Annotated in this window: 21 protein-coding genes; 11 read left to right on the top strand and 10 right to left on the bottom strand. The window is 70.0% G+C overall.

Features of this window, described 5'->3' with window-relative positions:
- Positions 1-56 precede the first annotated feature (56 nt).
- The gene (locus ABZ208_RS09380; protein WP_328401688.1) at positions 57-353 is read left to right on the top strand and encodes a YggT family protein; all 297 of its coding nucleotides are present in this window, start codon (positions 57-59) and stop codon (positions 351-353) included.
- Between the two features lie 49 nt (positions 354-402).
- Positions 403-1,524 (top strand): DivIVA domain-containing protein, encoded by a 1,122-nt coding sequence (locus ABZ208_RS09375; protein ID WP_356908910.1) that lies wholly within the window; start codon positions 403-405, stop codon positions 1,522-1,524.
- A gap of 861 nt (positions 1,525-2,385) precedes the next feature.
- Here ABZ208_RS09375 and ileS read toward each other — a convergent pair.
- Positions 2,386-5,523 (bottom strand): isoleucine--tRNA ligase, encoded by a 3,138-nt coding sequence (gene ileS, locus ABZ208_RS09370; protein ID WP_356908909.1) that lies wholly within the window; start codon positions 5,521-5,523, stop codon positions 2,386-2,388.
- Between the two features lie 665 nt (positions 5,524-6,188).
- On the opposite strand from ileS, the gene ABZ208_RS09365 reads away from it, so the two are divergent.
- The 4 genes from ABZ208_RS09365 to ABZ208_RS09350 all read left to right on the top strand — a co-directional run bounded on the left by ABZ208_RS09365 (position 6,189) and on the right by ABZ208_RS09350 (position 9,029).
- The gene (locus tag ABZ208_RS09365; RefSeq protein WP_356908908.1) at positions 6,189-6,971 is read left to right on the top strand and encodes a TraR/DksA C4-type zinc finger protein; all 783 of its coding nucleotides are present in this window, start codon (positions 6,189-6,191) and stop codon (positions 6,969-6,971) included.
- Between the two features lie 71 nt (positions 6,972-7,042).
- Positions 7,043-7,603: a signal peptidase II gene (gene lspA, locus ABZ208_RS09360; protein ID WP_328401697.1), complete on the top strand. Its 561-nt coding sequence runs from the start codon at positions 7,043-7,045 to the stop codon at positions 7,601-7,603.
- Between the two features lie 17 nt (positions 7,604-7,620).
- A complete protein-coding gene (locus ABZ208_RS09355) occupies positions 7,621-8,562 on the top strand; it encodes an RluA family pseudouridine synthase (protein ID WP_356908907.1) in 942 nt (313 codons plus the stop codon).
- Positions 8,559-9,029, top strand: coding sequence for a GNAT family N-acetyltransferase (locus ABZ208_RS09350; protein WP_356908906.1), 471 nt, complete (start codon positions 8,559-8,561; stop codon positions 9,027-9,029). Before ABZ208_RS09355 ends, ABZ208_RS09350 begins: the two co-directional genes overlap by 4 nt.
- Before the next feature lie 59 nt (positions 9,030-9,088).
- On the opposite strand, the gene ABZ208_RS09345 is transcribed toward ABZ208_RS09350, so the two are convergent.
- Positions 9,089-9,607 carry a class I SAM-dependent methyltransferase gene (locus ABZ208_RS09345; protein WP_328401703.1) on the bottom strand — a complete coding sequence of 173 codons (519 nt, stop codon included), beginning with the start codon at positions 9,605-9,607 and terminating at the stop codon, positions 9,089-9,091.
- A 122-nt stretch (positions 9,608-9,729) separates the two neighbouring features.
- Here ABZ208_RS09345 and ABZ208_RS09340 point away from each other — a divergent pair, with 122 nt between their 5' ends.
- Positions 9,730-10,476 carry an SDR family oxidoreductase gene (locus ABZ208_RS09340; RefSeq protein WP_356908905.1) on the top strand — a complete coding sequence of 249 codons (747 nt, stop codon included), beginning with the start codon at positions 9,730-9,732 and terminating at the stop codon, positions 10,474-10,476.
- 28 nt (positions 10,477-10,504) lie between these two features.
- Here ABZ208_RS09340 and ABZ208_RS09335 read toward each other — a convergent pair whose 3' ends face one another.
- On the bottom strand, positions 10,505-11,596 hold the full coding sequence (locus ABZ208_RS09335) for a mechanosensitive ion channel domain-containing protein (RefSeq protein WP_356908904.1): 1,092 nt from the start codon (positions 11,594-11,596) through the stop codon (positions 10,505-10,507).
- 23 nt (positions 11,597-11,619) lie between these two features.
- Here ABZ208_RS09335 and ABZ208_RS09330 point away from each other — a divergent pair, with 23 nt between their 5' ends.
- Complete coding sequence (locus ABZ208_RS09330) at positions 11,620-12,198, top strand: dienelactone hydrolase family protein (RefSeq protein ID WP_356908903.1); 579 nt, start codon at positions 11,620-11,622, stop codon at positions 12,196-12,198.
- A 228-nt stretch (positions 12,199-12,426) separates the two neighbouring features.
- Here the strand turns inward: ABZ208_RS09330 and ABZ208_RS09325 are convergent, their stop codons facing one another.
- The 6 genes from ABZ208_RS09325 to ABZ208_RS09300 all read right to left on the bottom strand — a co-directional run bounded on the left by ABZ208_RS09325 (position 12,427) and on the right by ABZ208_RS09300 (position 20,059).
- On the bottom strand, positions 12,427-13,950 hold the full coding sequence (locus ABZ208_RS09325; protein WP_356908902.1) for a serine/threonine-protein kinase: 1,524 nt from the start codon (positions 13,948-13,950) through the stop codon (positions 12,427-12,429).
- Positions 13,951-13,975: 25 nt separating this feature from the next.
- Complete coding sequence (locus tag ABZ208_RS09320; RefSeq protein WP_356908901.1) at positions 13,976-14,968, bottom strand: M43 family zinc metalloprotease; 993 nt, start codon at positions 14,966-14,968, stop codon at positions 13,976-13,978.
- 285 nt (positions 14,969-15,253) lie between these two features.
- On the bottom strand, positions 15,254-16,906 hold the full coding sequence (locus ABZ208_RS09315) for an alkaline phosphatase D family protein (RefSeq protein WP_356908900.1): 1,653 nt from the start codon (positions 16,904-16,906) through the stop codon (positions 15,254-15,256).
- A gap of 163 nt (positions 16,907-17,069) precedes the next feature.
- Positions 17,070-17,891, bottom strand: a complete 822-nt coding sequence (locus tag ABZ208_RS09310) for a DsbA family protein (protein WP_356908899.1) — start codon at positions 17,889-17,891, stop codon at positions 17,070-17,072.
- A 72-nt stretch (positions 17,892-17,963) separates the two neighbouring features.
- Entirely contained in the window at positions 17,964-18,656 is a 693-nt protein-coding gene (locus tag ABZ208_RS09305; protein WP_356908898.1) for a hypothetical protein, read from the bottom strand.
- A gap of 74 nt (positions 18,657-18,730) precedes the next feature.
- Positions 18,731-20,059, bottom strand: coding sequence for a DUF2252 domain-containing protein (locus tag ABZ208_RS09300; protein ID WP_356908897.1), 1,329 nt, complete (start codon positions 20,057-20,059; stop codon positions 18,731-18,733).
- A gap of 295 nt (positions 20,060-20,354) precedes the next feature.
- Here ABZ208_RS09300 and dnaE point away from each other — a divergent pair, with 295 nt between their 5' ends.
- Positions 20,355-23,897 carry a DNA polymerase III subunit alpha gene (gene dnaE / locus ABZ208_RS09295; protein WP_356908896.1) on the top strand — a complete coding sequence of 1,181 codons (3,543 nt, stop codon included), beginning with the start codon at positions 20,355-20,357 and terminating at the stop codon, positions 23,895-23,897.
- Between the two features lie 106 nt (positions 23,898-24,003).
- Here the strand turns inward: dnaE and ABZ208_RS09290 are convergent, their stop codons facing one another.
- Complete coding sequence (locus ABZ208_RS09290) at positions 24,004-24,174, bottom strand: hypothetical protein (protein ID WP_328401725.1); 171 nt, start codon at positions 24,172-24,174, stop codon at positions 24,004-24,006.
- A gap of 271 nt (positions 24,175-24,445) precedes the next feature.
- Here ABZ208_RS09290 and ABZ208_RS09285 point away from each other — a divergent pair, with 271 nt between their 5' ends.
- Together ABZ208_RS09285 and ABZ208_RS09280 are read left to right on the top strand one after the other, a co-directional pair.
- Entirely contained in the window at positions 24,446-25,738 is a 1,293-nt protein-coding gene (locus ABZ208_RS09285; RefSeq protein WP_356908895.1) for an NYN domain-containing protein, read from the top strand.
- Positions 25,739-25,758: 20 nt separating this feature from the next.
- Positions 25,759-26,733: an ABC transporter ATP-binding protein gene (locus tag ABZ208_RS09280; protein WP_328405946.1), complete on the top strand. Its 975-nt coding sequence runs from the start codon at positions 25,759-25,761 to the stop codon at positions 26,731-26,733.
- Positions 26,734-26,761 lie beyond the last annotated feature (28 nt).

Genomic DNA, 26,761 nt, shown 5'->3' with positions numbered 1-26,761 from the left:
GGAACGACCCGGCCGCAAGGCCGGAACACGAGAGCCAGGGGAGAGGGAAGCGCGGGATGGGCGTCGCATTGGATGTGGTCTACATCGCGCTGATGTGCTTCCTCATCGTGCTGATTTTCCGGCTGGTCATGGACTACGTCTTCCAGTTCGCACGTTCATGGCAGCCCGGCAAGCCGATGGTGGTCGTACTGGAGGCCACCTACACTGTCACCGATCCACCGCTCAAGCTTCTGCGGCGGTTCATCCCGCCGCTGCGTCTCGGGGGCGTGGCACTCGACCTGTCCTTCTTCGTTCTGATGATCATCGTCTACATCCTGATCTCCATCGTTAACAACTTTGCGAGCCAGGTATGAGCGATACGGTCCTGCCGACTGCCGACGACTACGTAGAGGTGAAGAAGAGATGCCGCTGACCCCCGAGGACGTGCGGAACAAGCAGTTCACGACCGTCCGCCTCCGAGAAGGCTATGACGAGGACGAGGTCGATGCCTTCCTCGACGAGGTCGAAGCCGAGCTGACGCGTCTGCTGCGTGAGAACGAGGACCTCCGCGCGAAGCTGGCCGCCGCCACGCGTGCCGCCGCGCAGAACCAGCAGCAGCAGGCCATGCGCAAGCCGCCGGAGCCGCAGGACGGCCGAGGTCCGGGCGCTCCGGTGCCCGCCGCCATATCCGGACCGCCGGTCCAGCAGCAGCCCCCGCAGATGGGTCCGCCCCAGCTGCCCGGTGGTGCTCCGCAGCTGCCAGCCGGTCCCAGCCACGGCGGCCCGCAGGGCATGGGCGGCCCGATGCAGGGTGGCCCCATGCAGGGCGGCCCGATGGGCGGTCCGATGGGTGGCCCCATGCAGGGCGGTCCCATGGGTGGTCCCATGGGTGGCCCCGGCATGCCGCAGCAGGGTCCGGGCGGTGACAGCGCGGCCCGAGTGCTGTCCCTTGCCCAGCAGACCGCTGACCAGGCGATCGCCGAGGCCCGCTCCGAGGCCAACAAGATCGTCGGCGAGGCGCGCTCGCGCGCCGAGGGCCTGGAGCGCGACGCGCGCGCCAAGGCGGACGCGCTCGAGCGGGACGCGCAGGAGAAGCACCGCGTCGCGATGGGCTCGCTGGAGTCGGCCCGCGCCACGTTGGAGCGCAAGGTCGAGGACCTGCGTGGCTTCGAGCGCGAGTACCGCACGCGACTGAAGTCCTACCTGGAGAGCCAGCTGCGCCAGCTGGAGACCCAGGCGGACGACTCGCTGGCCCCGCCGCGCACGCCTCCGGCCGCTTCGCTGCCGCCGTCCCCGTCGATGGCTCCGGCCGGTGCGGGTGCGATGGGTCACACCATGGGTGGCGGCCCGTCCATGGGGCAGTCGATGGGGCAGACCATGGGTGGCCACGGTCCGTCCTCGGGCGGCCCGTCGTACGGCGGCCAGCAGCAGATGTCGCCGGCGATGACCCAGCCGATGGCACCGGTGCGGCCGCAGGCGCCGCAGCCGATGCAGCAGGCACCGTCGCCGATGCGGGGCTTCCTGATCGACGAGGACGACAACTGACGGCGTCTCGCGCGTAGCGCGCGTAGCCGTCGGCACTGAGGGCCGGGCCCGGGACGTTGAACGTCTCCGGACCCGGCCCTCTGCCGTGGGCGGGGTGGGGGTGGGTCGCGTGCGGCGGGCTCTGTCCCCGGCCGACCCCCTTCCACGGGCCTGGCGGCGGGGGTACCCCGTCCCGACCCCTTGGGGGTACGGGTGTGCGCGGGCGCTGAGGCCCCGCACCCCACGCGCGGCGGCCTTCGTGCCGTGGCCCTGCGCCGACGCCGGTGCGGGGGCGCCTCCTCCGCCCGCAGGGCTTGGGGGGTGTCCTTGCACGCAAGACGGGCTGATCCCCCTGCGGGCGATATTGAGCCCCACAGGCGGGTGGGGTGTCGGGTTCAGGGCGGAGCTCTGACTGGGGTGTCAGGCGGGCGTACGTGGTCGTGCCTGGCGTTGAGGCGCGGGGTTTCGGGGCGGAGCCTGACCGCGTGGCCCGGCGGCGGGTGCGGTGCGGGGTTCGGCGGCAGAGCCCTGACTGCCCGGAGTCCGCACACCCCGCGGGCGGGGTGCCCCCTGAAGGGCAGGCGCAAGCCGCCGTTGACCGTGTCGCGTGTGGACGCCCGGACGGTCCGGCCTGAGCCGCACATCGTGCTCCCCGGTGTCGTACGCGACGCGCACCGCATCGCCCCCGCGCGGGCGGCCTCCAGGGTGTCGACGACCACCAGGGCGACGCATCCAGGCCTGCCGCTGAGCACGCGTGGGGGCCAAGGGCGAGCCCTGGACATGCTCGAAGGCGGCGCCCGGCCCAGGGGCGGGCGCCGCCTTCGAAGGGGAAGGCCGACGGGCCCGGCAGCAGGCGCTGCCGGGCCCGTTACGCAGCCGTGCTCACGCCTTGCGGAGGCGGAACGTCAGGTACAGGCCCTCGTCGGTGAACGGCTCCCCGTACGCCTCATCGCCCTCGCCCGTCGCGAAGTCCGTCGCCAGCACCTCGTCCGCGATCAGCGCCGCGTGGTCCGCCAGTGCCGAGGTGACCTCCTCGTCCGTGGAGCTCCAGCGCAGGGCGATCCGGTCCGCGACGTCCAGGCCGCTGTTCTTGCGGGCCTCCTGGATCAGACGGATGGCATCGCGGGCCAGGCCGGCCAGCCGCAGCTCCGGGGTGATCTCCAGGTCTAGTGCGACCGTCGCACCCGCGTCGGAGGCCACCGACCAGCCCTCGCGGGGCGTCTCGGTGATGATGACCTCGTCGGGGGAGAGCGTCACCGGCGAGCCGTCGACCTCGACGGTGGCCGTGCCCTCGCGCAGGGCCAGCGACAGGGCCGCCGCATCCGCCGCCGCGATCGCCTTGGCGACGTCCTGGACGCCCTTCCCGAAGCGCTTGCCCAGCGCGCGGAAGTTCGCCTTGGCCGTGGTGTCCACCAGGGAGCCGCCGACCTCGGAGAGGGACGCAAGGGACGAGACGTTCAGCTCCTCCGTGATCTGCGCGTGCAGTTCGGGGGAGAGCGACTCGAAGCCCGACGCCGCGACCAGTGCCCGGGACAGCGGCTGGCGGGTCTTCACGCCCGACTCCGCACGCGTCGCACGGCCGAGTTCTACCAGCCGGCGGACCAACGCCATCTGCGACGAGAGGGTCGGATCGATCGCGGACAGGTCGGCCGCGGGCCAGCTCGACAGGTGCACGGACTCCGGAGCCTCCGGGGACACCGGGACGACGAGGTCCTGCCACACCCGCTCGGTGATGAACGGGGTCAGCGGAGCCATCAGGCGGGTCACCGTCTCGACGACGTCGTGCAGCGTGCGCAGCGCCGCCTTGTCGCCCTGCCAGAAGCGGCGGCGCGAGCGCCGCACGTACCAGTTCGACAGGTCGTCGACGAACGCGGACAGCAGCTTTCCGGCGCGCTGGGTGTCGTACGCCTCCATCGCCTGCGTGACCTGGTCCACGAGCGCGTTCAGCTCGCTGAGCAGCCAGCGGTCCAGGACCGTGCGGCCGGCGGGCGCCGGGTCGGCCGCCGACGGCGCCCAGCCGGACGTACGGGCGTACAGCGCCTGGAAGGCCACCGTGTTCCAGTACGTCAGCAGGGTCTTGCGCACGACCTCCTGGATGGTGCCGTGACCCACCCGGCGGGCGGCCCAGGGTGAGCCGCCCGCGGCCATGAACCACCGCACCGCGTCCGCGCCGTGCTGGTCCATCAGCGGGATCGGCTGCAGGATGTTGCCCAGGTGCTTGGACATCTTGCGGCCGTCCTCGGCGAGGATGTGGCCCAGGCACACCACGTTCTCGTACGACGACTTGTCGAAGACCAGCGTGCCGACCGCCATGAGCGTGTAGAACCAGCCGCGCGTCTGGTCGATCGCCTCCGAGATGAACTGCGCCGGGTAGCGCTTCTCGAAGATCTCCTTGTTCTTGTACGGGTAGCCCCACTGCGCGAACGGCATCGATCCCGAGTCGTACCAGGCGTCGATGACCTCCGGGACGCGGGTCGCCGTCTCCTGGCAGGTCGGGCAGGGGAACGTGACCTCGTCGATGAACGGACGGTGCGGGTCCAGCGCCGACTGGTCCGTGCCGGTCAGCTCGGTGAGTTCGGCGCGCGAGCCGACGCAGGTGAGGTGGCCCTCCTCGCAGCGCCAGATCGGCAGCGGCGTGCCCCAGTAGCGGTTGCGGGACAGCGCCCAGTCGATGTTGTTGTTCAGCCAGTCCCCGAAACGGCCCTGCTTGACCGAGTCCGGGAACCAGTTGGTGTTCTCGTTCTCCGCGAGCAGTCGGTCCTTGATCGCGGTGGTGCGGATGTACCAGGACGGCTGCGCGTAGTAGAGCAGTGCCGTGTGGCAGCGCCAGCAGTGCGGGTAGCTGTGCTCGTACGGGATGTGCTTGAACAGCAGCCCGCGCGTCTGCAGGTCGGCGGTGAGCGCCTCGTCCGCCTTCTTGAAGAAGACGCCGCCGACCAGCGGTACGTCCTCCTCGAAGGTCCCGTCGGGGCGGACCGGGTTCACGACCGGCAGCCCGTAGGCGCGGCAGACCTTCAGGTCGTCCTCGCCGAAGGCGGGGGACTGGTGGACCAGACCCGTACCGTCCTCGGTCGTCACGTACTCGGCGTTGACGACGAAGTGGGCCGGCTGGTCGAAGGGCACGAGCTGGAAGGGACGGTCGTACGTCCACCGCTCCATCTCGGCACCCGTGAAGGTCCGGCCGGTGGCCTCCCAGCCTTCGCCGAGCGCCTTCTCCAGCAGCGGCTGGGCGACGACGAGCTTCTCCTCGCCGTTCGTCGCGACGACGTAGGTGACGTCGGGGTGCGCGGCCACGGCCGTGTTGGACACGAGCGTCCAGGGAGTGGTCGTCCACACCAGCAGCGCCGCCTCGCCGGCCAGCGGGCCGGAGGTCAGCGGGAAGCGGACGAAGACCGAGGGGTCCACGACCGTCTCGTAGCCCTGCGCCAGCTCGTGGTCCGACAGACCGGTGCCGCAGCGCGGGCACCAGGGGGCGACGCGGTGGTCCTGGACCAGCAGACCCTTGTTGAAGATCTCCTTCAGCGACCACCACACCGACTCGATGTACGAGGGGTCCATCGTCCGGTAGGCGTCGTCGAGGTCGACCCAGTAGCCCATGCGGTTCGTCAGCTCGGCGAAGGCGTCCGTGTGCCGGGTCACCGACTCCCGGCACTTGGCGTTGAACTCGGCGATGCCGTAGGCCTCGATGTCCTTCTTGCCGGAGAAGCCGAGCTCCTTCTCGACGGCGAGCTCGACCGGCAGGCCGTGACAGTCCCAGCCGGCCTTGCGGGCGACGTGGTAGCCGCGCATGGTGCGGAAGCGCGGGAAGACGTCCTTGAAGACGCGGGCCTCGATGTGGTGTGCACCGGGCATGCCGTTCGCCGTCGGCGGGCCCTCGTAGAACACCCACTCCGGGCGGCCCTCGGACTGCTCGAGGCTCTTGGCGAAGACCTTGCTCTCGCGCCAGAAGTCGAGCACGGCGTGCTCGAGCGCGGGCAGGTCGACCTGGGCGGGCACCTGGCGGTACTGCGGCGGTGTCATCGGCGGTCTCCTCCGGCGGGGACTGTTCGTCGTTCCGTCGGAGGGACGAGAGCCCTCGCTCCCGCGGTACCACCCTCCTTGGCGGCGCACATGGCACCGCCCCCTCATTGGGGCCGCGACGCCGGGTCTACTCACCTGCTGGCTTTCTTCCGGCGGCTCCGGGGTGATGCTTCACATCGCGCTCGCCCCCGGGCTCTCACCGTCCCCGGGTCGCTCATGGCTGCGTACGACGCTACTCGTCCCCATCCACGCCTTTCGCTTCGCCCAGTGTACGGGCCCCTCCGGGGAGGGCCGACCGCTTTTGCTCCCGGCTCGCAGGCGGGCAGCCCCCGGCCGCGTACATGACCCGAATGGCCACACGCCGCCCCGCGGGGTCCGGTGGAGCGGCGGGCCGCGATTACAGGGCGGGGAGCTGGGCACAACGGATGCAGGCCCGCCGTGTCGCAGCCCGGGGCGGGTCGAATCGGCGGCGTGCCCCGTTGCCGCGGGACTGGAGTCGATTTATCGTCCCAGCACGATTCGCGAGCAAGATCACAATATGTGAAGGGGCCGCGGCCATGGTGGCGAGAAAGACAGCCGAGAAGTCGGCGTCCGCACGGTCCACCGCCGCTGAGGCGGTGGGCAAAGGCGCGGGCGGAAGGACGAGCACCGCCGCGAGGAAGACCGTGGCAACGAAGAAGACCACCGCGAAGAGGACCGCCGAGAAGGCCGGGAGGACGGTCGACAAGGAGCCGGCCGCGAAGACGACAGCCGAGAAGAAGGCAACCACCAGAAAGGCCGCTGCCAGGAGCACGGGAAAGAGCCCGGCCAAGGACACTGCGGCAGGCAGGACCGCGTCGGCGCCCCGTAAGGCGCGGACGGCGAAGGCGACCGCCAAGAAGGCGACTGCCACAAAGGCCGCGGCCGCCATGGCCGCGAAAAAGGCCGCACCCGCGGCCGAGGGGGCGGCCGCCCAGGCCGCGAAGCAGACAGGAGCCAGAACGGTGGGAGCGAAGAAGACCAAGAGTGCGGTGGCTGTGCCCACGGCCCGCCCAATGGGCGCGGTATCGCCGGGCGAGCTCGCCGTACGGCCCGGCGAGGACCCGTGGACCGACGAAGAGGTCTCCGCGGCGCGAGCCGGGCTCGAGAGCGAGGTGACCCGGCTGAACGCCGAGCTCACCGCCTCCGAGGTGGCCCTGACCGGTCTGATGCGGGATTCGGGCAACGGCGCGGGCGACGACGAAGCCGACACCGGGACGAAGAACATCACACGCGAGCACGAGATGGCGCTCGCGGCGAATGCCCGCGAGAGCCTGGAGCAGAGCGAGCGGGCGCTGCAGCGGCTCGACTCGGGCACGTACGGACTCTGCGAGAACTGCGGCAATCCGATCGGAAAGGCCCGTATGCAGGCGTTCCCGCGCGCGACCCTGTGCGTCGAGTGCAAGCAGAAGCAGGAGCGGCGAGGCTGAGTCCCCGGTCGGGGCCCTGTGCGGGTGTCGTACCCTCGTGCACAGTCAGGCACCTAGGTTGAGGGACTCACGTGGCAGAGGCGGAGCGCATCATCGGTACGCCGGATGTGGACGACGAGGCTGCGGCTCCCGCCGAGCAGCCCAAGGGCAAGCGCAAGATCGCGGTGCTGTTCGCCGTGGCCGTGGTGGCGTATCTGCTCGACCTCGTCAGCAAGATGATCGTGGTGGCCAAGCTGGAGCACCATGAACCCATCGAGATCATCGGCGATCTGCTCAGGTTCGAGGCGGTACGGAACGCGGGTGCCGCGTTCGGTATCGGCGAGGCCTTCACGGTGATCTTCACGGTCATCGCGGCGGCTGTGATCGTCGTGATCGTCCGGCTGGCGCGCAAGCTCTACAGCCTGCCCTGGGCGATCGCCCTCGGACTGCTGCTCGGTGGCGCTCTCGGCAATCTCACCGACCGGATCTTCCGCTCGCCCGGCGTCTTCAAGGGCGCGGTCGTGGACTTCATCGCGCCCGCGCACTTCGCCGTGTTCAACCTCGCGGACTCCGCGATCGTCTGTGGCGGAGTCCTCATCGTGCTGCTGTCCTTCAAGGGGCTGGACCCCGACGGCACCGTCCACAAGGACTGACAAGGCATACTCGACGGGTGAGTGTAATTCCCGAGGTCCGCACCCTGCCCGTACCCGACGGCCTGGAGGGCGAGCGTGTGGACGCCGCCATCTCCCGGATGTTCGGGTTCTCCCGTACGAAGGCGGCCGAGCTTGCCGCTGCCGGAAAGGTGCAGGTCGACGGCTCGGTCGTCGGCAAGTCCGAACGGGTGCGCGGTGGTGCCTGGCTCGAGGTGGAGATGCCGCAGGCGCCCGCGCCGGTGCAGATCGTGGCCGAGCCGGTCGAGGGCATGGAGATCGTGCACGACGACGACGACATCGTCGTGATCGCCAAGCCGGTCGGCGTGGCCGCGCACCCCAGCCCCGGCTGGAGCGGGACCACGGTGATCGGGGGGCTCGCGGCCGCCGGATACCGCATCTCGACGTCCGGTGCGGCCGAGCGGCAGGGCATCGTCCACCGCCTGGACGTGGGCACCTCCGGGCTGATGGTGGTCGCCAAGTCGGAGCGGGCCTACACGCTGCTGAAGCAGCAGTTCCGGGACCGCACGGTCGACAAGCGCTACCACGCGCTGGTGCAGGGGCACCCGGACCCGCTGAGCGGGACGATCGACGCCCCCATCGGCCGCCACCCCCAGCACGACTACAAGTGGGCCGTGACGGCCGAGGGCAAGCCGTCCGTCACGCACTACGACCTGATCGAGGCGTTCCGGGCGGCGTCCCTGCTGGACATCAAGCTGGAGACCGGGCGCACGCACCAGATCCGGGTGCACATGGCCGCGCACCGCCACCCCTGTGTGGGTGACACGACGTACGGCGCCGACCCCACCATGGCCAAGCGGCTGGGGCTGACCCGGCAGTGGCTGCACGCGGTGCGGCTGGGCTTCGAGCACCCCTCGGACGGCCAGTGGGTCGAGTTCGCGAGCAGCTACCCGGACGATCTGCAGCAGGCTCTGGACAAGATCGCGGCGGAGAGCGCGTGAGCGGCGTCGTGGTGCGGGTGGCGACCGGCCCGGCCGACCGGGAGGCGTGCTTCTCGGTCCGCAAGGAAGTCTTCGTCGCCGAGCAGAACGTGCCGCAGGAGATCGAGTACGACGCCCATGACGCGCCGGACGCGGACACCGTCCATGTCCTCGCCGTCGGGCCCGACGGCCCGCTGGGCACCGGCCGGCTGCTGCACGGACCGGCCGCGGCCGGCAAGACCGGCGGCGACACCTCGGTCGGCTCACTCGGCCGCCTCGCGGTGACCCGGGCGGCCCGTGGCCTCGGTGTCGGCGCGGCGCTGGTACGGGCGATCGAGGACGCGGCCCGGGAGCGTGGCCTGGCAGCGGTGGACCTGTACGCGCAGACGCAAGCGACGGGCTTCTACGAGCGGCTGGGATACGTCGCGTACGGGGACGAGTTCCTGGACGCCGGGATCGCGCATCTGGCGATGCGGCGCGAGCTCTAGCGCTTTCCTTCGGATCCTGCGGGCCCGCGGCGGCTCACTCCGTCACTCCACGCTGATTGTCACTCCACGCTGACGTGGATGCCCAGCAGTGTGGAGCGGCCGGTGTGCTCCTGCACCGTGACGGTGATGGCTCCGGGCCAGTTCAGCTTCGGGAGAAGGACGGTCTCGAGCTTGGCCGCCCCGGCGGGCTCCGGCGGCTCGTAGAACAGCGAGAACGTACCGAGCGGGGCGAGCAGGTTCCGTACCAGGCTCAGCTCACGGGCTGCCGCGCTCATCCAGAAGACGTTGACGTTGACCGCGAAGATCTTGTCGTAGCGCTCGGGGCCCTGCGGCAGCTCGACGAGTGCGGTGTGCCGCAGCTCGGCCCGCCCGGCGGCGAGATGAGCGCCGTTGCGCTGGCGGGCACCCGCGACGGCGTGGGCCGAGCGGTCGATCGCGGTGATGCTGCCCGTGACGAGGCGTTCGGCCACCAGCGCGACGGCGACACCGCGGCCGCAGCCGATCTCCAGCACACGGTCGGTCGGCCGGACGGCCAGTTGCTCGACCGCCCAGGCGAGACGTTTCGGCGTTGAGATCACGAATCCGACGTTAGCGACCCCCGACCGCATCCGCTCCCCGCAGCCGGCGGCACCACCCCCGCCTGACCACGACGGCCCTGCACGCAAGGCCGACACCGAGGGCCCTGGGTAGGATCCGAGCCATGGCGCGCACCGTTGTGATCAGTGGTGGGGGGACCGGGATCGGGTTCGCGGCGGCGGAGGCGTTTGCCGCGGACGGGGAGCAGGTCGTGCTGCTCGGCCGGCGCGAGACGGTCCTTGCGCGGGCCGCCGGGCGGCTGCCCGGCGCCGGTCACTGCGCGGCGGATCTCAGCGAGCCCGGGGACGTCCGGCGGGCCGCGGAGTTCGTCGAGCGGGAGTACGGCGCGGTCGACGTGCTGGTGCTCAGCGCGGGCGGCAACGGCACACTCGAGGAACGCCCCGCGCACCTGGATCCGCTGGACGCCGTCGCCCACGACTGGGCCGTCAACTTCAAGCTCAACACCCTCACCGCCGCGCTGCTCACCGAGGCCCTCCAGGACCATCTGGCGACCCCCGGCGGCCGGGTGCTGTTCGTCGGGTCGATCGCCGCGTACCGGGGCTCCGGCCCGGCCCCGTACGCCGCCGCGAAGGCCGCCCTGCATCCGTACGCCTTTCAGCTGGCCCGCCGGCTCGGGCCGCGCGGCATCACCGTGAACGTGGTGGCGCCCGGCTACATCGAGGAGACGGACTTCTTCGGCGGGCCGTTCCCCGAGGAGCGGCGCGCCGAGCTCATCGCGGAGACCTGCACCGGGCGGGTCGGCCACCCGGGGGATGTCGCCCAGACGCTGCGCTGGCTCGCCTCACCCGCCGCAGCCCACATCACGGCGCAGGTCATCCAGGTGAACGGCGGCGCGGAACGCGGCCATTGAGCCTCCGGGATGCCCGCCAGGACAGTCCTCAGCCGCGGCCGGTCCGCGCCGAAGGCTCGTCGGCCAGGGCGGGCCGGCGGGGCGGCGGCAGCGCCTGCGACGTGGCGATCCGCGGCAGCGCGTACGGATGGTGGTCGCAGATCCAGGCGATCATCTGCTCGCGCACCGCGCACCGCACCGTCCAGATGTCGTCGGAGTCCTTGGCGGTGACCACCGCCCGGACCTCCAGGGTGCTGGGTGTGGTGTCCGTGACGGCGAGGGACCAGTCGCGGCCGTCCCAGGCGGGGCACTCCCGCAGGATGTCCTGGAGCTTCTCCCGCATCTCGGGAACGGGCGCGGAATGGTCCAGATGGAAGAAGACCGTGCCGGTCATCTGCACCCCGCCGCGCGACCAGTTCTCGAACGGTTTGCCGGTGAAGTACGAGACGGGCATGGTGATCCGGCGCTCGTCCCAGGTCCGCACGGCGAGGAAGGTGAGCGTGATCTCCTCGACCGTCCCCCACTCGCCGTCCACCACCACGGTGTCACCGATGCGCACCATGTCACCGAACGCGATCTGCAGACCCGCGAAGAGATTGCCCAGCGTCGACTGGGCCGCGATACCGGCGACGATGCCGAGCACACCGGCCGACGCCAGCATCGACGCACCGACCGTACGCATGGCGGGGAACGACAGCAGCATCGCCGCGACCGCGACCACCCCCGCCACCGCGATGACGACCCGTTGGATCAGCGTCACCTGGGTCCGCACCCGGCGGAGCCGGGCCGGGTCACGGGTCGCGGTGGCGTAGCGGGCGTAGGACGACTCGACGACGGCCGTGGCGATCCGGACGACCAGCCAGGCCGAGGCCCCGATCAGCACGAGCGTGAGCACCTGCCCGGCGCCCCACTGGTGCTCCTGGACGAACCGGATCTGCGCCTGCGCAAACGTAGTTCTGAGCAGCGCGGCGCCGAGCGCGAACTGGAGCGGGACCCGGCAGCGGCGCAGCAGGCCCCACAGCGGTGTCTCGCTGTGCCGGGCATCGGCCCGGCGCAGCAGCAGGTCGGTCAGCCATCCCACGAACAGCGTGAGCACGACCGAGCCGCCGATGACCAACAACGGACGCAGCACGTTCTCCATGCCTACGAACGTAACCTGACCGCATGGACATCATGCTTTTCCATTCGAGATATGGTCTGCGTCCGGCCGTGGAGGCGGCCGCCGAGCGCTTTCGGGCCGCAGGTCACGAGGTGTGGACGCCCGATCTGTTCGACGGCCGGGTTTTCGACGACCTCGAGGAGTCCCGTGCGTTCAGGGAGGAGACCGGCCACGAAGAGCTGCTGAAGCGGGCGATTCTGGCGGCCGCTCCGCTCTCCGAGCGCGGCCTCGTCTACGCGGGCTTCTCGCTCGGCGCGGCCGTCGCGCAGAACCTGGCGTTCGGCGACGAGAAGGCCCGCGGACTGCTGCTGATGCACGGCACGTCCGACATCGCGGAGGACGCATCGGTCGACGAACTGCCGGTGCAGCTGCATGTCGCCGACCCGGACCCGTTCGAGCCGCATGACTGGCTGACGGCCTGGTACCTCCGGATGGGGAAGGCCGGAGCGGACGTCGAGGTCCACCGCTACCCGGGTGCGGGGCACCTCTACACCGACCCGGATCTGGCGGACTACGACGAGGACGCCGCCGAGCAGACCTGGCGGGTGGCGCTCGACTTCCTGGATTCGCTCGGGGAGCGCTAGGCCGTGTCTGACAATCCCGCCTGGTGCGTGACGCCCGGCACGCCTTCCCCCGGAGTTTCGCCCGGGGGTACCCCCGGCTGCGTTGTCGGAGTCATCCGAGTACGTCCGGTACGAGGATGATCTCCCCCAGCCTCCGGCCGGGCGGTACCCCCACCGCCTTGCGATTGCACGCACCGGACGCCGCGCACCCCGCCCTGCGGGCGGACGGCGCCATGTGTCGGACACGGCCTAGGAACGGGTGCAGCGGCCGGTCGGGGCCGCGGCGGGCGGGCGGCACTGCAGGGCGAAGTCGGCCGAACTCGTGCTCAGATAGCGGCCGATGCAGGTGTTCGCGGACGTCCGGCCGCGCTCGGCACAGAAGGTGAGTGCCGCGCGGCCGTCCGCGAACGGGCCCGGTGCGTAGATCACCCAGAAGCCCGCACGCAGAGAGGCGTAGTCGCCGCTGCGTAGGTACACGGCCTCGGGGACGGTCTCGCGGACTTCGGCGAGCCTGCGGTCCCGCGCGGCGGTGCCCGAGCCCACCGGTTCGGAGAAGAGCTGGGCGATCCACTGTCCGGAGGGCGGCGGCGGTTCGGTGCTGGGCGTGGGTGTGGGGGTCGGGCTCGGCGTCGGAGTGGGCGTGGCCGTCGGGGTCGGCGTGCGGCTCTTGGCCGTACTCGGCCCAGGAGTGGACGGCGCCGTACTGCCCTTGCCGCCGGCGGTGCCGCCCGAGGTGTCCCGTCCGGAATCGCGCAGCGCGAACACGAGCGCGGTTGCGGCGGTGACGGCGACCGCCACCGCGATCACGGCCACCACCACGGGGGTGCGGCCCGGCTGTCGTTCCGGTGTCCGGGGCGGCAGCGGCGGTTGGGGAACGGTGGGGTGGGGGCTGTCCAGCAGGGTGGGGACGGGCGGTACCGGCCCTGGCGGCACCGGCGTCGTCATCGTCGGCTGCGCCCACTCAGGGGTTGCCCCGGACTCCACCTGTGCCAGCATCGCCTCCAGCCGGCCCGCGTCCGGCCGCGCCGCCGGATCCCGCACGAGCACCGCCTGCAACACCGGCGCAAGCGGCCCTGACCGGACCGGCGGTGGCACCGGTTCGTCGAGCACGGCCGCCAGCGTGGCCAGCGTGGTCCCCCGGCGCAGCGGGCTGACGCCTTCCACGCACACGTACATGACCAGTGCCAGCGACCACAGGTCGGAGGCCGGGTCGTCGTCGCTGCCGCGGATCCGTTCCGGGGCGATGTACTCGGGCGAGCCGATCAGCTCGCCGGTGGCGGTGAGTGAGGCCGAGCCCTGGAGCGCCGCGATCCCGAAGTCGGTGAGGACGGCGCTGCCGTCGGCGCGCAGCAGGACGTTGGCGGGCTTCACGTCCCGGTGCTGGATGCCCGCGGTGTGCGCCGCGCGCAGGGCCGAGAGCACCTGGCAACCGATCCGCGCAGCCTCCGCCGGGGCCAGTGGGCCGTCGGCGAGCCGGTCCTGGAGGGTCGTGCCGTCCACCAGCTCCATCACGATCCACGGATGGGGTTCTGCGTCCGCGATGTGATGGATCGTCACCACATGAGGGTGGCTGAGCCGCGCGAGCGCCCGGGCCTCACGGAGCACGCGCTCGCGTACGGCACCGGACGCTCCGGCGTCGGATCTCACTGCTTTGAGGGCGACTTCGCGGTGGAGCACGGTGTCGCGAGCCCGCCACACCGTGCCCATTCCTCCGCTGCCGAGCTGCTGGATCAGCTCGAACCGCCCGTCGATCACGTCCCCCGGCGCATGCATGGCGCCAGGTTAGAGGAGGGCCGGGTCAGCCCGCGCGGTATGCGGACCAGTGGTCCTTCATCCGCTGCACCTGACCGGCCGTGAACTGGTACATGCACGCGTCGTACGTGTAGTCCATGAAGTTGTGGATCGGGTCCACACCGGTCTTGTTGGTGCAGGTGTCACGGCCGGTCGGGCAGGCGTAGGCCGCGCTCTTCTCGGCGGGGGTGTCGGTGACGTAGTCGCCGTTGCCGTTGCAGCCGCCCTGGAAGGTGTGGTAGAGCCCCAGCCAGTGGCCGACCTCGTGGGTGGCGGTGTCACCCTCGTCGTAGTTGGTCGCGGAGCCGCCGGGCAGCGAGGTGTCGAGGACCACCACACCGTCCTGCTTCGGGTTCGAGCCGTACGAGGAGGGGAAGGTCGCCCAGCCGAGCAGGCCGCCGCCGAGGTTGGCGGTGTAGAAGTTCAGCGCGCCGGCGCCGCCCTTGCGCAAGGTGGACTTCATGTTCTTCTCCGCGGTGGAACCGGAGCTGAGGTTGTACCAGGTCGCGTTGTCCGTGTAGTCCGTACCGGCCAGCGTGAACTGGAAGCCCGAGTCGGTGTTGCCGGTGCCCTGGCCGCCGTAGGCCGCGTTGAGGACCGCGAGCTGGTTGTTGATCTGGGTGGCGGTGAGCTTGCCGGTGGTGCCGCTGTGGATGACGTGGAAGTAGACCGGGATGCCGGTCGCGGCGGTGGCGGAGAAGCCGCGGCTGCTGCTGCGGGCCGACCCGAGTCTCTGCTTCAGGTCCGCGTCCATGGCCTTGGCCTTGGCCTCGGTGACCTCGTTGGGCTCATGGGCGTGGGTGGATCCGGGGCGCTTCTCACGGGCGGTGGCGCTCGCGGTGTCCTTGGCGCAGTCCTCGGCGGTGGAGGCGACGGGTGCCTTGGCAACGGCGACGCTGCCGGTGGTGGAGAGAGGGGCGATGGCCAGGGTTCCGGCCATGATTGCCGTACCGAGTGCGCGGTGACGCAAACGGGGGGATATACGGGCAAGAGCACGCATCGAGTCTCCTCGCGGGGGGTTGTGGGGGGGGCCTTTACTGGCCACCGCGGGGAGATTACGGGTGCATGTCAGATCTTGATGAGAATCGATCAAGCCCAATCAATCTTTGATGAATTGCGGACATGGGGGAGAAAAGCTTCGGCCATGCGCAGGGGCTGAAATCAGCCTGTAACGAAGGGGGATACGACGACGGGTGGTGTGTCCGCATTAGGGCTGCGGAAAACACCACCCGTCGTGGCGATGTGATCGTGCGTTAACAGTGCGCTGAGTGGCTGAAAATCGCCGTCAGAGCACCGGCTGGTTCACGCGCTCGACCTTCTGCGTTCCGTTCAGCGTGCGGTAGGAGCGCGCCCACTTGGTGGTCGCACCGCTCTGCGTCCGGTCGGAGAGGACGTAGTAGTCCATCTGCGAGCGCTCGGCCGTGACATCGAGAACGCCGTAGCCGTGGTTGTCCATGTCCAGCCACTTCACATGGCGGTTGGCGGCCTTGATCGCGGTGGAGGCGACCAGCGAGACGGTGCCCGGCGCGACATGCAGGATGTCGTCCAGGTTGTCGGAGGTCACCGAGGTCACCACGAACTCGGTCGCCGCCGACTGCGACAGCGGATACGTCGCCGCCTTGACGGGAACGTCGTTCGCCCACGCCATGTGGATGTCGCCGGTGAGGAAGACGGTGTTCTTGATCCCGCGGTCCGTCAGGTGCTTCAGCAGCTCCTTCCGGTCGTCCGTGTAGCCGTCCCACTGGTCGACGTTGATGGCGAGCCCCTCGGCGGGCAGGCCGAGCAACCCGGCTATCGGACCCAGCAGATGGGCGGGGAGCGAGGCGAACGCGACCGGCGAGATCATCACCGAGGTGCCGACCAGCCGCCATGCGGTGTCCGAGGAGGCCAGTCCCGCCTTGAGCCAGTCCAGCTGCGCCCGCCCGGTGATGGTGCGCGCAGGGTCGTCCACGTCGCCGTTGCCGACGCTCGACTGCTGCGACCGGAAGGAACGCAGGTCCAGCAGATGAAGGTCGGCGAGCTTGCCGAAGCGCAGCCGGCGGTAGACCGTGCCCTCGGTCGACGCGCGCACGGGCATCCACTCGAAGTACGCCTGCCTGGCGGCAGTGGCCCGGGCCGCCCACTCGCCCTCGCTGCCCGGCGTGTGGTTCTCCGCTCCGCCCGACCAGGCGTCGTTGGCGAGTTCGTGGTCGTCCCATATCGCGATCAGCGGGTGTGCGGCGTGCAGCGCCTGCAGATCGGGGTCCGACTTGTACGTGGCGTGGCGCAGCCGGTAGTCGGCCAGGGTGACGATCTCGTGGCGCGGCTCGTGCTGCCGTACGACGTACTTCTCGGCCGGGTAGCTGCCGGTCGCGTACTCGTAGATGTAGTCACCGAGATGCAGGATCGCGTCGAGGTCGCTGCGGGCCGCGAGATGCCGGTACGCCGAGAAGTAACCCGACTCCCAGTTGGCGCAGGAGACCACGCCGAAGCGCACCCCGGACGTGGTGGCGTCGGTGGCCGGGGCGGTGCGGGTGCGGGCGACCGGGGAGGCGGCCGAACCGGCGGTGAAGCGGAAGTAGTAGACGGTTGCCGGGCGCAGGCCCCTGACATCCACCTTGACGGTGTGGTCGGAGGCTGCCTTCGAGGTGGCCGTGCCCCGGGCTGTGATGCGGGTGAACGCCTTGTCCTCGGCGACCTCCCAGCTCACTTCGGTGTCGGCGCCCTTGCCGGAGCCCGGCACGGCGTCGGGGCTCGGCGTGATGCGGGTCCACAGCAGTACGCCGTCGGGCAGCGGGTCGCCCGAGGCGGTGCCATGGAGGAACGCGGGTCCTTGGTCGGCCGCCGAAGCGACGGATCCGGAGGTGGCGGCCGCGATGACGGGTGCGGCTACAGCGGTGGCGGCCGCGGCCTTGACGACCGTGCGGCGGCTCGGAGTTGGGGAAAATCGACTGGTCACGGCCGATCAGACTACTGATCGGTACGTCGAATGGGCGGGCGAACGTAAAAAGTTCGCCCGCCCATCGGAAGCGGTCAACCGGGAGGTCGCCCGGCGGTCCGCCGGCCATGACCGTGATGCGGTTCTTTCGGCTGTTCCAGCCTTTTTCGGTCGGTGTGGGGGCTCAGCCCTTGAGGGCCTGGTTCACCACCGTGGTGAACTGCTCGACCGTCAGCGGAGGGTTCTCCTGCGGACCGACGGTGAGCTTCTTGCCGTCCATCATCAGCGTGGGCGTGCCACCGACCTTGCTCTTGCCGAACTCCGCGGACATCTTCATCGCCCAGGCGTCGAAGGTCCCCTGCTCGACGTTCTTGCGGAACTCGGCGTTGTTCTTCAGCGCCGGCACCGAGTCGGCCACCTCGATCAGATACGAGTCCTTCGCGAACTTGTCGTCGCTCTCCTGAGGGTGGAACTGCGTGGAGTAGAGCGCCGACTTGTACGCCGTGAACGCCTCGGGGCTGACGTTCAGAGCGGCGCCCAGCGCGCTGAGAGCGTTCTTGGAGCCCTCGCCGTTGATGGACTTCTCACCGTCGATGAAGGTCGCGCCGATGTACTTGACCTTGTACTTGCCGGCGTTCACGTCCTTCTCGACCGTCTCGCCCACCGCCTGCTCGAAGCTCGCACAGACCGGGCAGCGCGAGTCCTCGTAGAGCTCCAGGGTCTTCTTCGCGGACGGCTTGCCGATGACGACGGTCGTGCCGTTCTCGCCCGTGGTGTTCTTCGGCGCGGTGACGCTGCTCTGCTTCGCGGCCGACTCCCAGTGGGACGGCTTGTTGGCCTGCATGATGCCGTAGCTGATCCCGCCGGCGGCCGCCAGCACGCCGATGGTGGAGGCGATGACGATCAGCTGGCGGCGGGTCTTGTCCTTCTTGGCCTGGCGCTCCCGCTCCTGGCGCAGCCGCTCACGGGCAGCTGCCTTGTTGGCCTGGTTGTTGCGTGCACTCATGGTGATGACTCCGGGTGATACGTACCGGCGTCGCGGTACGCGAGAAATACGGAAAGGGGGACAGCTGCGGGCTCAGCCGGGAACGGCGGCCGTGCGCGGCGGTCCCCTCCGTCCGACGGAGTGCACGAACAGACGGGTACGGGAGGTCGCTCGGGTCGGGCCCGGCGCGCGGCCCGCAGACGGGCGCAGCGGTCCGGCGGTGCCGCGCACCGCGGCGACCGCGAGCAGCAGCGGCCGGAAGGCGAACGCCCCCACCGTGCGTACCAAGGAGGCCAGAGCGGCCTCGCCGCGCCGCAGCCACGCCGCGGCCAGCAGCCCGACCGAGACATGGGCGGCGAGCAGCAGCCAGGGCAGCGCGGGCGCGGGGGAGTTCAGCAGGGCGGCCGCGCCGCTGTCGGGCGCGGCCACACCGGGCAGCGGGACGCCCATGGATGTGCCGCCGCACAGCATGTCGAGACCGACCGAGCGCAGCGAACCGGTGACCGGGCCGCCCGCGGAGCCGTAACAGGCGTGCTGGCCCGCGGTGAAGACGGTGTCCGCGGCCAGTTCCAGCGGGATCAGCAGACCGGCGATCCGCCAGTAGCTCCGCTCCTGGCCACCGAGGGCGAAGGCAACGGCGAAGACCGCCGCGAAGAGCCCGGCGACGGTCGTCAGCGGAAGCGGGACCCGGGACAGCAGCACATGGGAGGCGGCGGACAGTGTCACGACCAGTGCCGTGAAGATCGCTGCCCGCAGCCCCCTGAGCTGCATTCCTGTGATGTCCATCGTTCGCGAGTGTGCCACGGTTCGCTGTAAGGGCTCCTTAAAGGGGTCGCCTCGCCGGAGCCCCCGGCGAGGGCCTAGCGGATGCGGTCGTTGCGGAACAGGTCCACGAAGATCTGGTGGTCGAGCCGGGCGCGGGCGCCGTAGCTGTGCGCGAACTCGACCAGCATCTCGCCGAAGCCCTCCTCGTCGGCGGCGATCGCGGCGTCGATGGCCCGCTCGGTCGAGAACGGCACCAGGGAGTGACCGCTCTCGTCGTCCGCGGCGGCGTGCATCGTGGCCGTCGCCCTGCCGAGGTCCGCGACGACCGCCGCGATCTCCTGCGGGTCGTCGATGTCCGACCAGTCCAGGTCCACCGCGTACGGGGAGACCTCGGCGACCAGCTGGCCCGCACCGTCCAGCTCGGTCCAGCCCAGCCAGGGGTCGGCGTGGTCCTGGAGCGCGCGCTGCGAGATCACCGTGCGGTGGCCCTCGTGCTGGAAGTAGTCCCGCACCTGCTCGTCGCCGATGTGGCGGGAGACCGCGGGGGTCTGCGCCTGCTTCATGTAGATCACGACGTCGTTCTCGAGGGCGTCCGTGTGGCCCTCCAGCAGGATGTTGTACGACGGCAGGCCGGCCGAGCCGATGCCGATGCCCCGACGCCCCACCACGTCCTTGACGCGGTAGGAGTCCGGGCGGGCCAGGCTGGACTCGGGCAGGGTCTCCAGATAGCCGTCGAAGGCGGCCAGGACCTTGTACCGGGTGGCCGCGTCCAGCTCGATGGAGCCGCCGCCGGGCGCGAAGCGGCGCTCGAAGTCACGGATCTGCGTCATCGAGTCCAGCAGGCCGAAGCGGGTGAGCGAGCGTGCGTCCCTCAGCGCGTCCAGCAGCGGGCCCTCTGCCGTGTCGAGCGTGAAGGGCGGCACCTCGTCGTTCTTGGCGCCGGTGGCGAGGGCGTGGATGCGCTCGCGGTAGGCGGCGGCGTAGATCCGCACCAGCTCGGTGATCTGGTCGTCGCTCAGCGCCTTGGTGTAGCCGATCAGGGCGACGGAGGCGGCGAAGCGCTTGAGGTCCCAGGTGAAGGGGCCCACATAGGCTTCGTCGAAGTCGTTGACGTTGAAGATCAGCCGGCCGTTGGCGTCCATGTACGTGCCGAAGTTCTCCGCGTGCAGATCGCCGTGGATCCACACCCGGCCGGTCCGATCGTCCAGATACGGGCCGCCGTGCTGCTCATCGCCCAGGTCGCTGTAGAACAGGCATGCCGTGCCCCGGTAGAAGGCGAACGCCGACGCGGCCATCTTGCGGAACTTGACCTGGAAGGCGGCCGGATCGGCCGCCAGGAGCGCCCCGAAGGCGGTGTCGAAGACGGCGAGGATCTGCTCGCCGCGCTCTTCAGCTGTGACCTCGGCGGGTCGCGGTACCGACATCGCTGGGTGCCTCCTGGTGCATGACAAACGGGACAGGCTTTCCGCCCCGTCCAACGCGCGACGGTACTCGGGAGTGCCCGCCCTCCCGTCGTCCGGCCACCGCCCCTCATCGAGGCTCCCCGGACTTCGTCCGGGGGACCCCCATCGCGCCACCGACCCTGAATTGTCGGTGCGGAGACGTAGACTTCCAGGCTGTCCCGTCAGACTGTCCTCAGCCCGTCGACCACCGTCCACCCTCGCCCGACCACCCCATCGAGGCGCTCTGCGCCGCAGTGTCTTCCGGAGGCCTTCCGCCGTGACCAAGCCGCCCTTCACGCACCTTCACGTCCACACCCAGTACTCGCTGCTGGACGGTGCCGCGCGGCTCAAGGACATGTTCAATGCCTGCAACGAGATGGGCATGACGCACATCGCCATGAGTGACCATGGCAACCTTCACGGCGCGTACGACTTCTTCCACTCCGCGAAGAAGGCCGGAGTCACCCCGATCATCGGTATCGAGGCCTATGTCGCCCCCGAGTCCCGGCGGAACAAGCGGAAGATCCAGTGGGGACAGCCCCACCAGAAGCGGGACGACGTCTCCGGTTCCGGTGGTTACACCCACAAGACGATCTGGGCGGCGAACAAGACCGGACTGCACAACCTCTTCCGGCTGTCGTCGGACGCGTACGCCGAGGGCTGGCTGCAGAAGTGGCCGCGGATGGACAAGGAGACCATCGCCCAGTGGTCCGAGGGGCTCATCGCCTCCACCGGCTGCCCCTCGGGCGAGCTCCAGACCCGGCTGCGCCTCGGTCAGTTCGACGAGGCCCTGAAGTCCGCCTCCGAGTACCAGGACATCTTCGGCAAGGACCGGTACTTCCTGGAGCTGATGGACCACGGCATCGAGATCGAGCGCCGCGTCCGCGACGGACTGCTGGAGATCGGCAAGAAGCTCGGCATCCCGCCGCTCGTCACCAATGACTCGCACTACACATATGCGCACGAGGCGACCGCCCACGACGCGCTGCTGTGCATCCAGACCGGCAAGAACCTCTCGGACCCGGACCGCTTCAAGTTCGACGGCACCGGCTACTACCTGAAGTCGACCGACGAGATGTACGCCGTCGACTCGTCGGACGCCTGGCAGGAGGGCTGCCGCAACACGCTGCTGGTCGCGGAGCAGATCGACACCACCGGCATGTTCGAGGCGAAGAACCTCATGCCGAAGTTCGACATCCCGGAGGAGGGCTACACCGAGGTCACCTGGTTCAAGGAGGAAGTGCGGCGCGGCATGAACCGCCGCTACCCCGGAGGTGTCCCCGAGGACCGCCAGAAGCAGGCGGACTACGAGATGGACATCATCATCCAGATGGGGTTCCCGGGCTACTTCCTGGTGGTCGCCGACTTCATCATGTGGGCCAAGAAGCAGGGCATCGCGGTGGGTCCCGGCCGTGGTTCGGCGGCCGGCGCGATCGTCGCGTACGCCATGGGGATCACCGACCTCGACCCGATCGAGCACGGGCTGATCTTCGAGCGGTTCCTCAACCCCGAGCGTGTCTCCATGCCCGATGTCGACATCGACTTCGACGAGCGCCGGCGCGTCGAAGTGATCAGGTATGTGACCGAGAAGTACGGCGCCGACAAGGTCGCCATGATCGGCACGTACGGAAAGATCAAGGCGAAGAACGCGATCAAGGACTCGGCCCGTGTGCTGGGTTATCCGTACGCGATGGGCGACCGCCTCACCAAGGCCATGCCCGCCGACGTCCTCGGCAAGGGCATCGACCTCAGCGGCATCACCGACCCCTCCCACCCCCGCTACAACGAGGCGGGTGAGATCCGGGGGATGTACGAGAACGAGCCGGACGTGAAGAAGGTCATCGACACCGCCAAGGGCGTCGAGGGCCTCGTCCGGCAGATGGGCGTCCACGCTGCCGGCGTGATCATGTCCAGCGAGCCCATCGTCGACCACGCCCCGATCTGGGTCAGGCACACGGACGGCGTGACCATCACGCAGTGGGACTACCCCCAGTGCGAGTCGCTCGGCCTGCTCAAGATGGACTTCCTGGGCCTGCGGAACCTCACCATCATGGACGACGCCGTGAAAATGGTGGAGGCCAACAAGGGCGTCAAGCTGGAGATGCTGGAGATCCCGCTCGACGACCCCAAGACGTACGAAATGCTCTGCCGTGGTGACACGCTCGGCGTGTTCCAGTTCGACGGCGGCCCGATGCGCTCGCTGCTGCGCCAGATGCAGCCCGACAACTTCGAGGACATCTCCGCCGTTTCGGCCCTGTACCGGCCGGGCCCGATGGGCATGAACTCGCACACGAACTACGCCGAGCGCAAGAACGGCCGCCAGGAGATCACCCCGATCCACCCGGAGCTCGAGGAGCCGCTCAAGGAGGTCCTGGGCCTCACCTACGGCCTGATCGTCTACCAGGAGCAGGTGCAGAAGGCCGCCCAGATCGTCGCCGGGTACTCGCTCGGCGAGGCCGACATCCTCCGTCGCGTGATGGGCAAGAAGAAGCCGGAGGAGCTGGAGAAGAACTTCGGCATCTTCCAGGCCGGTGCCCGCAAGAACGGCTTCAGCGATGCGGCGATCCAGGCGCTCTGGGACGTCCTGGTGCCGTTCGCCGGATACGCCTTCAACAAGGCGCACTCCTCGGCGTACGGACTGGTCACCTACTGGACCGCGTACCTCAAGGCGAACTACCCGGCCGAGTACATGGCGGCGCTGCTCACCTCGGTCAAGGACGACAAGGACAAGTCGGCCGTCTATCTGAACGAGTGCCGCCGCATGGGCATCAAGGTCCTGCCGCCCAATGTGAACGAGTCCGAGTCGAACTTCGCCGCGCAGGGCGACGACGTGATCCTGTTCGGCCTCTCCGCCGTACGTAACGTCGGTACGAACGTCGTCGAGTCGATCATCAGGTCCCGCAAGGCCAAGGGGAAGTACTCGTCCTTCCCCGACTTCCTCGACAAGGTCGAGGCGGTCGTCTGCAACAAGCGGACCGTCGAATCGCTGATCAAGGCGGGCGCCTTCGACGAGATGGGCCACACCCGCAAGGGTCTGGTCGCCCACCACGAGCCGATGATCGACAACGTGGTCGCGGTCAAACGCAAGGAGGCCGAGGGCCAGTTCGATCTCTTCGGCGGCATGGGCGAGGAGGACACCAAGGAGCCGGGCTTCGGGCTCGACGTCGAGTTTTCCGACGTGGAGTGGGAGAAGTCCTACCTCCTCGCGCAGGAGCGCGAGATGCTCGGCCTCTATGTGTCCGACCATCCGCTCTTCGGCCTGGAGCACGTCCTGTCCGACAAGACGGACGCCGGGATCTCCCAGCTCACCGGCGGTGAGCACGCCGACGGCGCGGTCGTGACCATCGGCGGCATCATCTCCGGCCTGCAGCGCAAGATGACCAAGCAGGGCAACGCCTGGGCGATCGCCACCGTCGAGGACCTGGCCGGCTCGATCGAGTGCATGTTCTTCCCGGCGACGTACCAGCTGGTGTCGACCCAGCTGGTCGAGGACACCGTGGTCTTCGTCAAGGGGCGGCTCGACAAGCGCGAGGACATTCCGCGGCTCGTCGCGATGGAACTGATGGTTCCCGACCTCTCGTCGGCCGGTACGAACGCCCCGGTGGTCGTGACCATCCCGACCGTCAAGGTGACCCCGCCGATGATCACCCGGCTGGGAGAGATCCTCAGCCACCACAAGGGCAACACCGAGGTGCGGATCAAGCTCCAGGGGCCCCGCAAGACCACGGTGCTACGGCTCGACCGGCACCGGGTGCAGCCGGACCCTGCCCTCTTCGGTGATCTCAAGGTGCTGCTCGGCCCGTCCTGCCTCGCCGGCTGATTCCCGCGGTCTGCAGAGAAAGCCGAGCCCGTACACAAGGGGCGCACCCGCCGTCACGGGTGCGCCCCTTCTGTGGTTGTTCTCGTCACGCGGTCAGCGTGCGCGCTCAGTTGTGGCCGAAGCGCTTCTGCCGGCCCTTGTGGGCTATGTCGGCGGGGGTGACCTGCGAAGCGCGCTGCTCGGACTGGGCCTCCATGGACGACTTGGCGGCCTGCTGCTGGCCGCGCTCGGCCGGAGAGGACTTCTGGCTGCGTTCTCGGTTCTTGTTCTTGGCCATGGTGATGCCTCCTGCGGGGTCTAGGGGCCAGGGCCGCGACCAGACTCACATAGGCGAACAACCGGCGCATTTTGGATCATTACGGTGTGTAGTAACCGGTTATCAGGGGTAGGGGCCGAGGGATTCGCCACGCCGGTGATCGAGTTCCGGCCGTTAACCCTCCCGTGGTCGGGCAGACTCGACGGAAACCCGGAACAATCCCCGATCCGGAACCTTCCCCGATTCCGAAGCTTGCCGAAAGCAGTTCCCCGAGAGAAGTTCCCGAAAGAGGGTGGAACGCGTGGACCGCTGCGTCGTCCTGGTGGACGCCGGATATCTGCTGGGCGCGGCCGCGAGCCTTCTCGCGGGAGAACCGGCACGTTCCCGGATCACTGTCGACCACGCGGCTCTCATCCAGGGACTACGGGAGCTCGCCGAAGCGGACACCACCCGCCCCCTGCTGCGCATCTACTGGTTCGACGGCGCCCCCGACCGGGTCCCGCAGCCCGAGCACCGCAGGATGCGCGTCATGCCGCGCGTCACCGTGCGACTCGGTGCGCTGACCCGCAGCGACGGCCGCTGGGCGCAGAAGGGCGTGGACGCCGCCATGCATGCCGAGCTCACCGAGTTGGCCAGAAATCGCGCCTGCTCGGACGTGGTGCTCGTGACCGGCGACGGTGATCTGCTGCCCGGACTCATGTCCGCGAAGGAACACGGGGTCGCCGTGCATCTGTGGGCCGTCCAGGCCGCCGACGGCGACTACAACCAGTCGGAGGATCTCGTCGCCGAGGCGGACGAACGGCGGGTGCTCGACCGGGCCTGGATCACCCGTGCCGTGCGGGCCAAGGAACTCACCGGCATCTGCGCCCCGCCGCCCGCGCCCCGCCCCGAGATCGCGGCGATCCTCTCCGCGCCGCTGCCGGAGTCGGCGCTCGCCGCCTCCGCCGAGCGCGCCGCGGACGCCGTGCGCAACGGCTCGCAGCCCGCTCCGGTGGAGAACGGTGCCGCGCCCGCCCCGGCCCCCGCCGCTCCCAAGGGTGTGTCCACCCACGTCCCCACTCCCAAGGACCTGGCCGGACTGCGTGGTCCCGGACAGCACCCCTCCCCGCCCGCGGCCGGCGCCACACTGCGCTGGTCGTCCGACCGGGGCTGGGTGGAGCGGCCCGGTGGCGGCCCCCTCGGCGAGCCGGCGGAGACCGCGTCCCTGCCGACGCTGGCCCAGCTCACCAGCGCCGAGCAGCGCTGGGCCGACCGGGAGGAGGACATCACCACCGTCGGCGGCGACCCTTTCGAGGTGGGTCAGGTCTTCGCCCGGCGCTGGATGGAACGGCTGCCGGAAACCGGCCATGTGCAGAAGCTGTCCACCATGTACCCGCGCATCCCGCACCGCATCGACGGTGAACTGCTCCGCTACGCCGCCCGCTTCGGGCTGCTGGCCCACAAGGACGACCAGATCGACGAGCACGACCGCTATGCGATCCGGGCCGGATTCTGGCGCGAGATCGATGTACGGGCGGCCGCCGAACACACCCCGGCGGGGGAGCAGGCGGGGCCCGAGGGCATCCGGGGCGGCCGGACCCCGTAGTCTCGTACCTCGTGAGTACGGTGTGCGTGGTGCGGGATCTGGTCAAGACGTACCCCGCCGCGCGTGGCAGGCGGGGGACGCCCGGGACACCCGAGGTGCGGGCCACCGACGGGATCAGCCTCGATGTCGGGCGCGGCGAGATCTTCGGGCTGCTCGGACCGAACGGCGCCGGCAAGTCCACGCTCGTACGCCAGCTGACCGGACTGATGCGCCCGGACTCGGGCGGTGTCGAGGTGCTCGGCCACGATCTGGTGCGACACCCCGAGCGGGCGGCCCGGCTCATCGGCTACCTCGGGCAGGAATCGACCGCACTCGACGAACTGACCGTGTCGCTCGCCGCCGAGACGACCGGCCGGCTGCGCGGACTCACCGCACAGCGGGCGCGGGCCGCGCGGGACGACGTGCTGGAGGAACTGGGGCTGACCGGGCTCGCCGGGCGCCCGCTGAAGAAGCTGTCCGGCGGCCAGCGGCGGCTCGCCTGCTTCGCGGCGACGCTCGTCGGGGAGCGGTCACTGCTCGTCCTGGACGAGCCGACGACCGGTATGGACCCCGTCGCGCGGCGCGCGGTGTGGGCCGCGGTCGACCGGCGCCGGGCCGGGAACGGGACGACCGTGGTCCTCGTCACCCATAACGTCATCGAGGCCGAGACCGTCCTCGACCGGGTCGCGGTGCTCGAGCGGGGCCGGGTGATCGCCTGCGACACCCCGGCCGGGCTCAAGGAGCGCGTCGCCGGAGAGGTACGGGTCGAGCTGGTGTGGCGCGAGAGCGCGCCGCTGGAGGTTCCCGAGGTCGCAGCCCTGCGCGACATCGCGCAGGAGTCCGGGCGGCGCTGGGTGCTCCGGCTGGCACCGGAGGAGGCGCGGGCCGCGGTCGCCGCGGTGACGGGCGGGGCGGCGTTCGCGGCGCTCGACGACTTCACGCTGGCCACGCCCAGCCTGGAGGACGTGTACTTGGCACTCGGGGGGAACGCGACGAAGGGGCTGGTCAAGGCGTGAGCATCGGGTCCGCCGCAGAGACGGTGGC

The sequence above is a fragment of the Streptomyces sp. NPDC006208 genome, assembly GCF_040613775.1.
Classification (GTDB): domain Bacteria; phylum Actinomycetota; class Actinomycetes; order Streptomycetales; family Streptomycetaceae; genus Streptomyces.
This window is presented reverse-complemented; position numbering and strand designations above follow the sequence as displayed.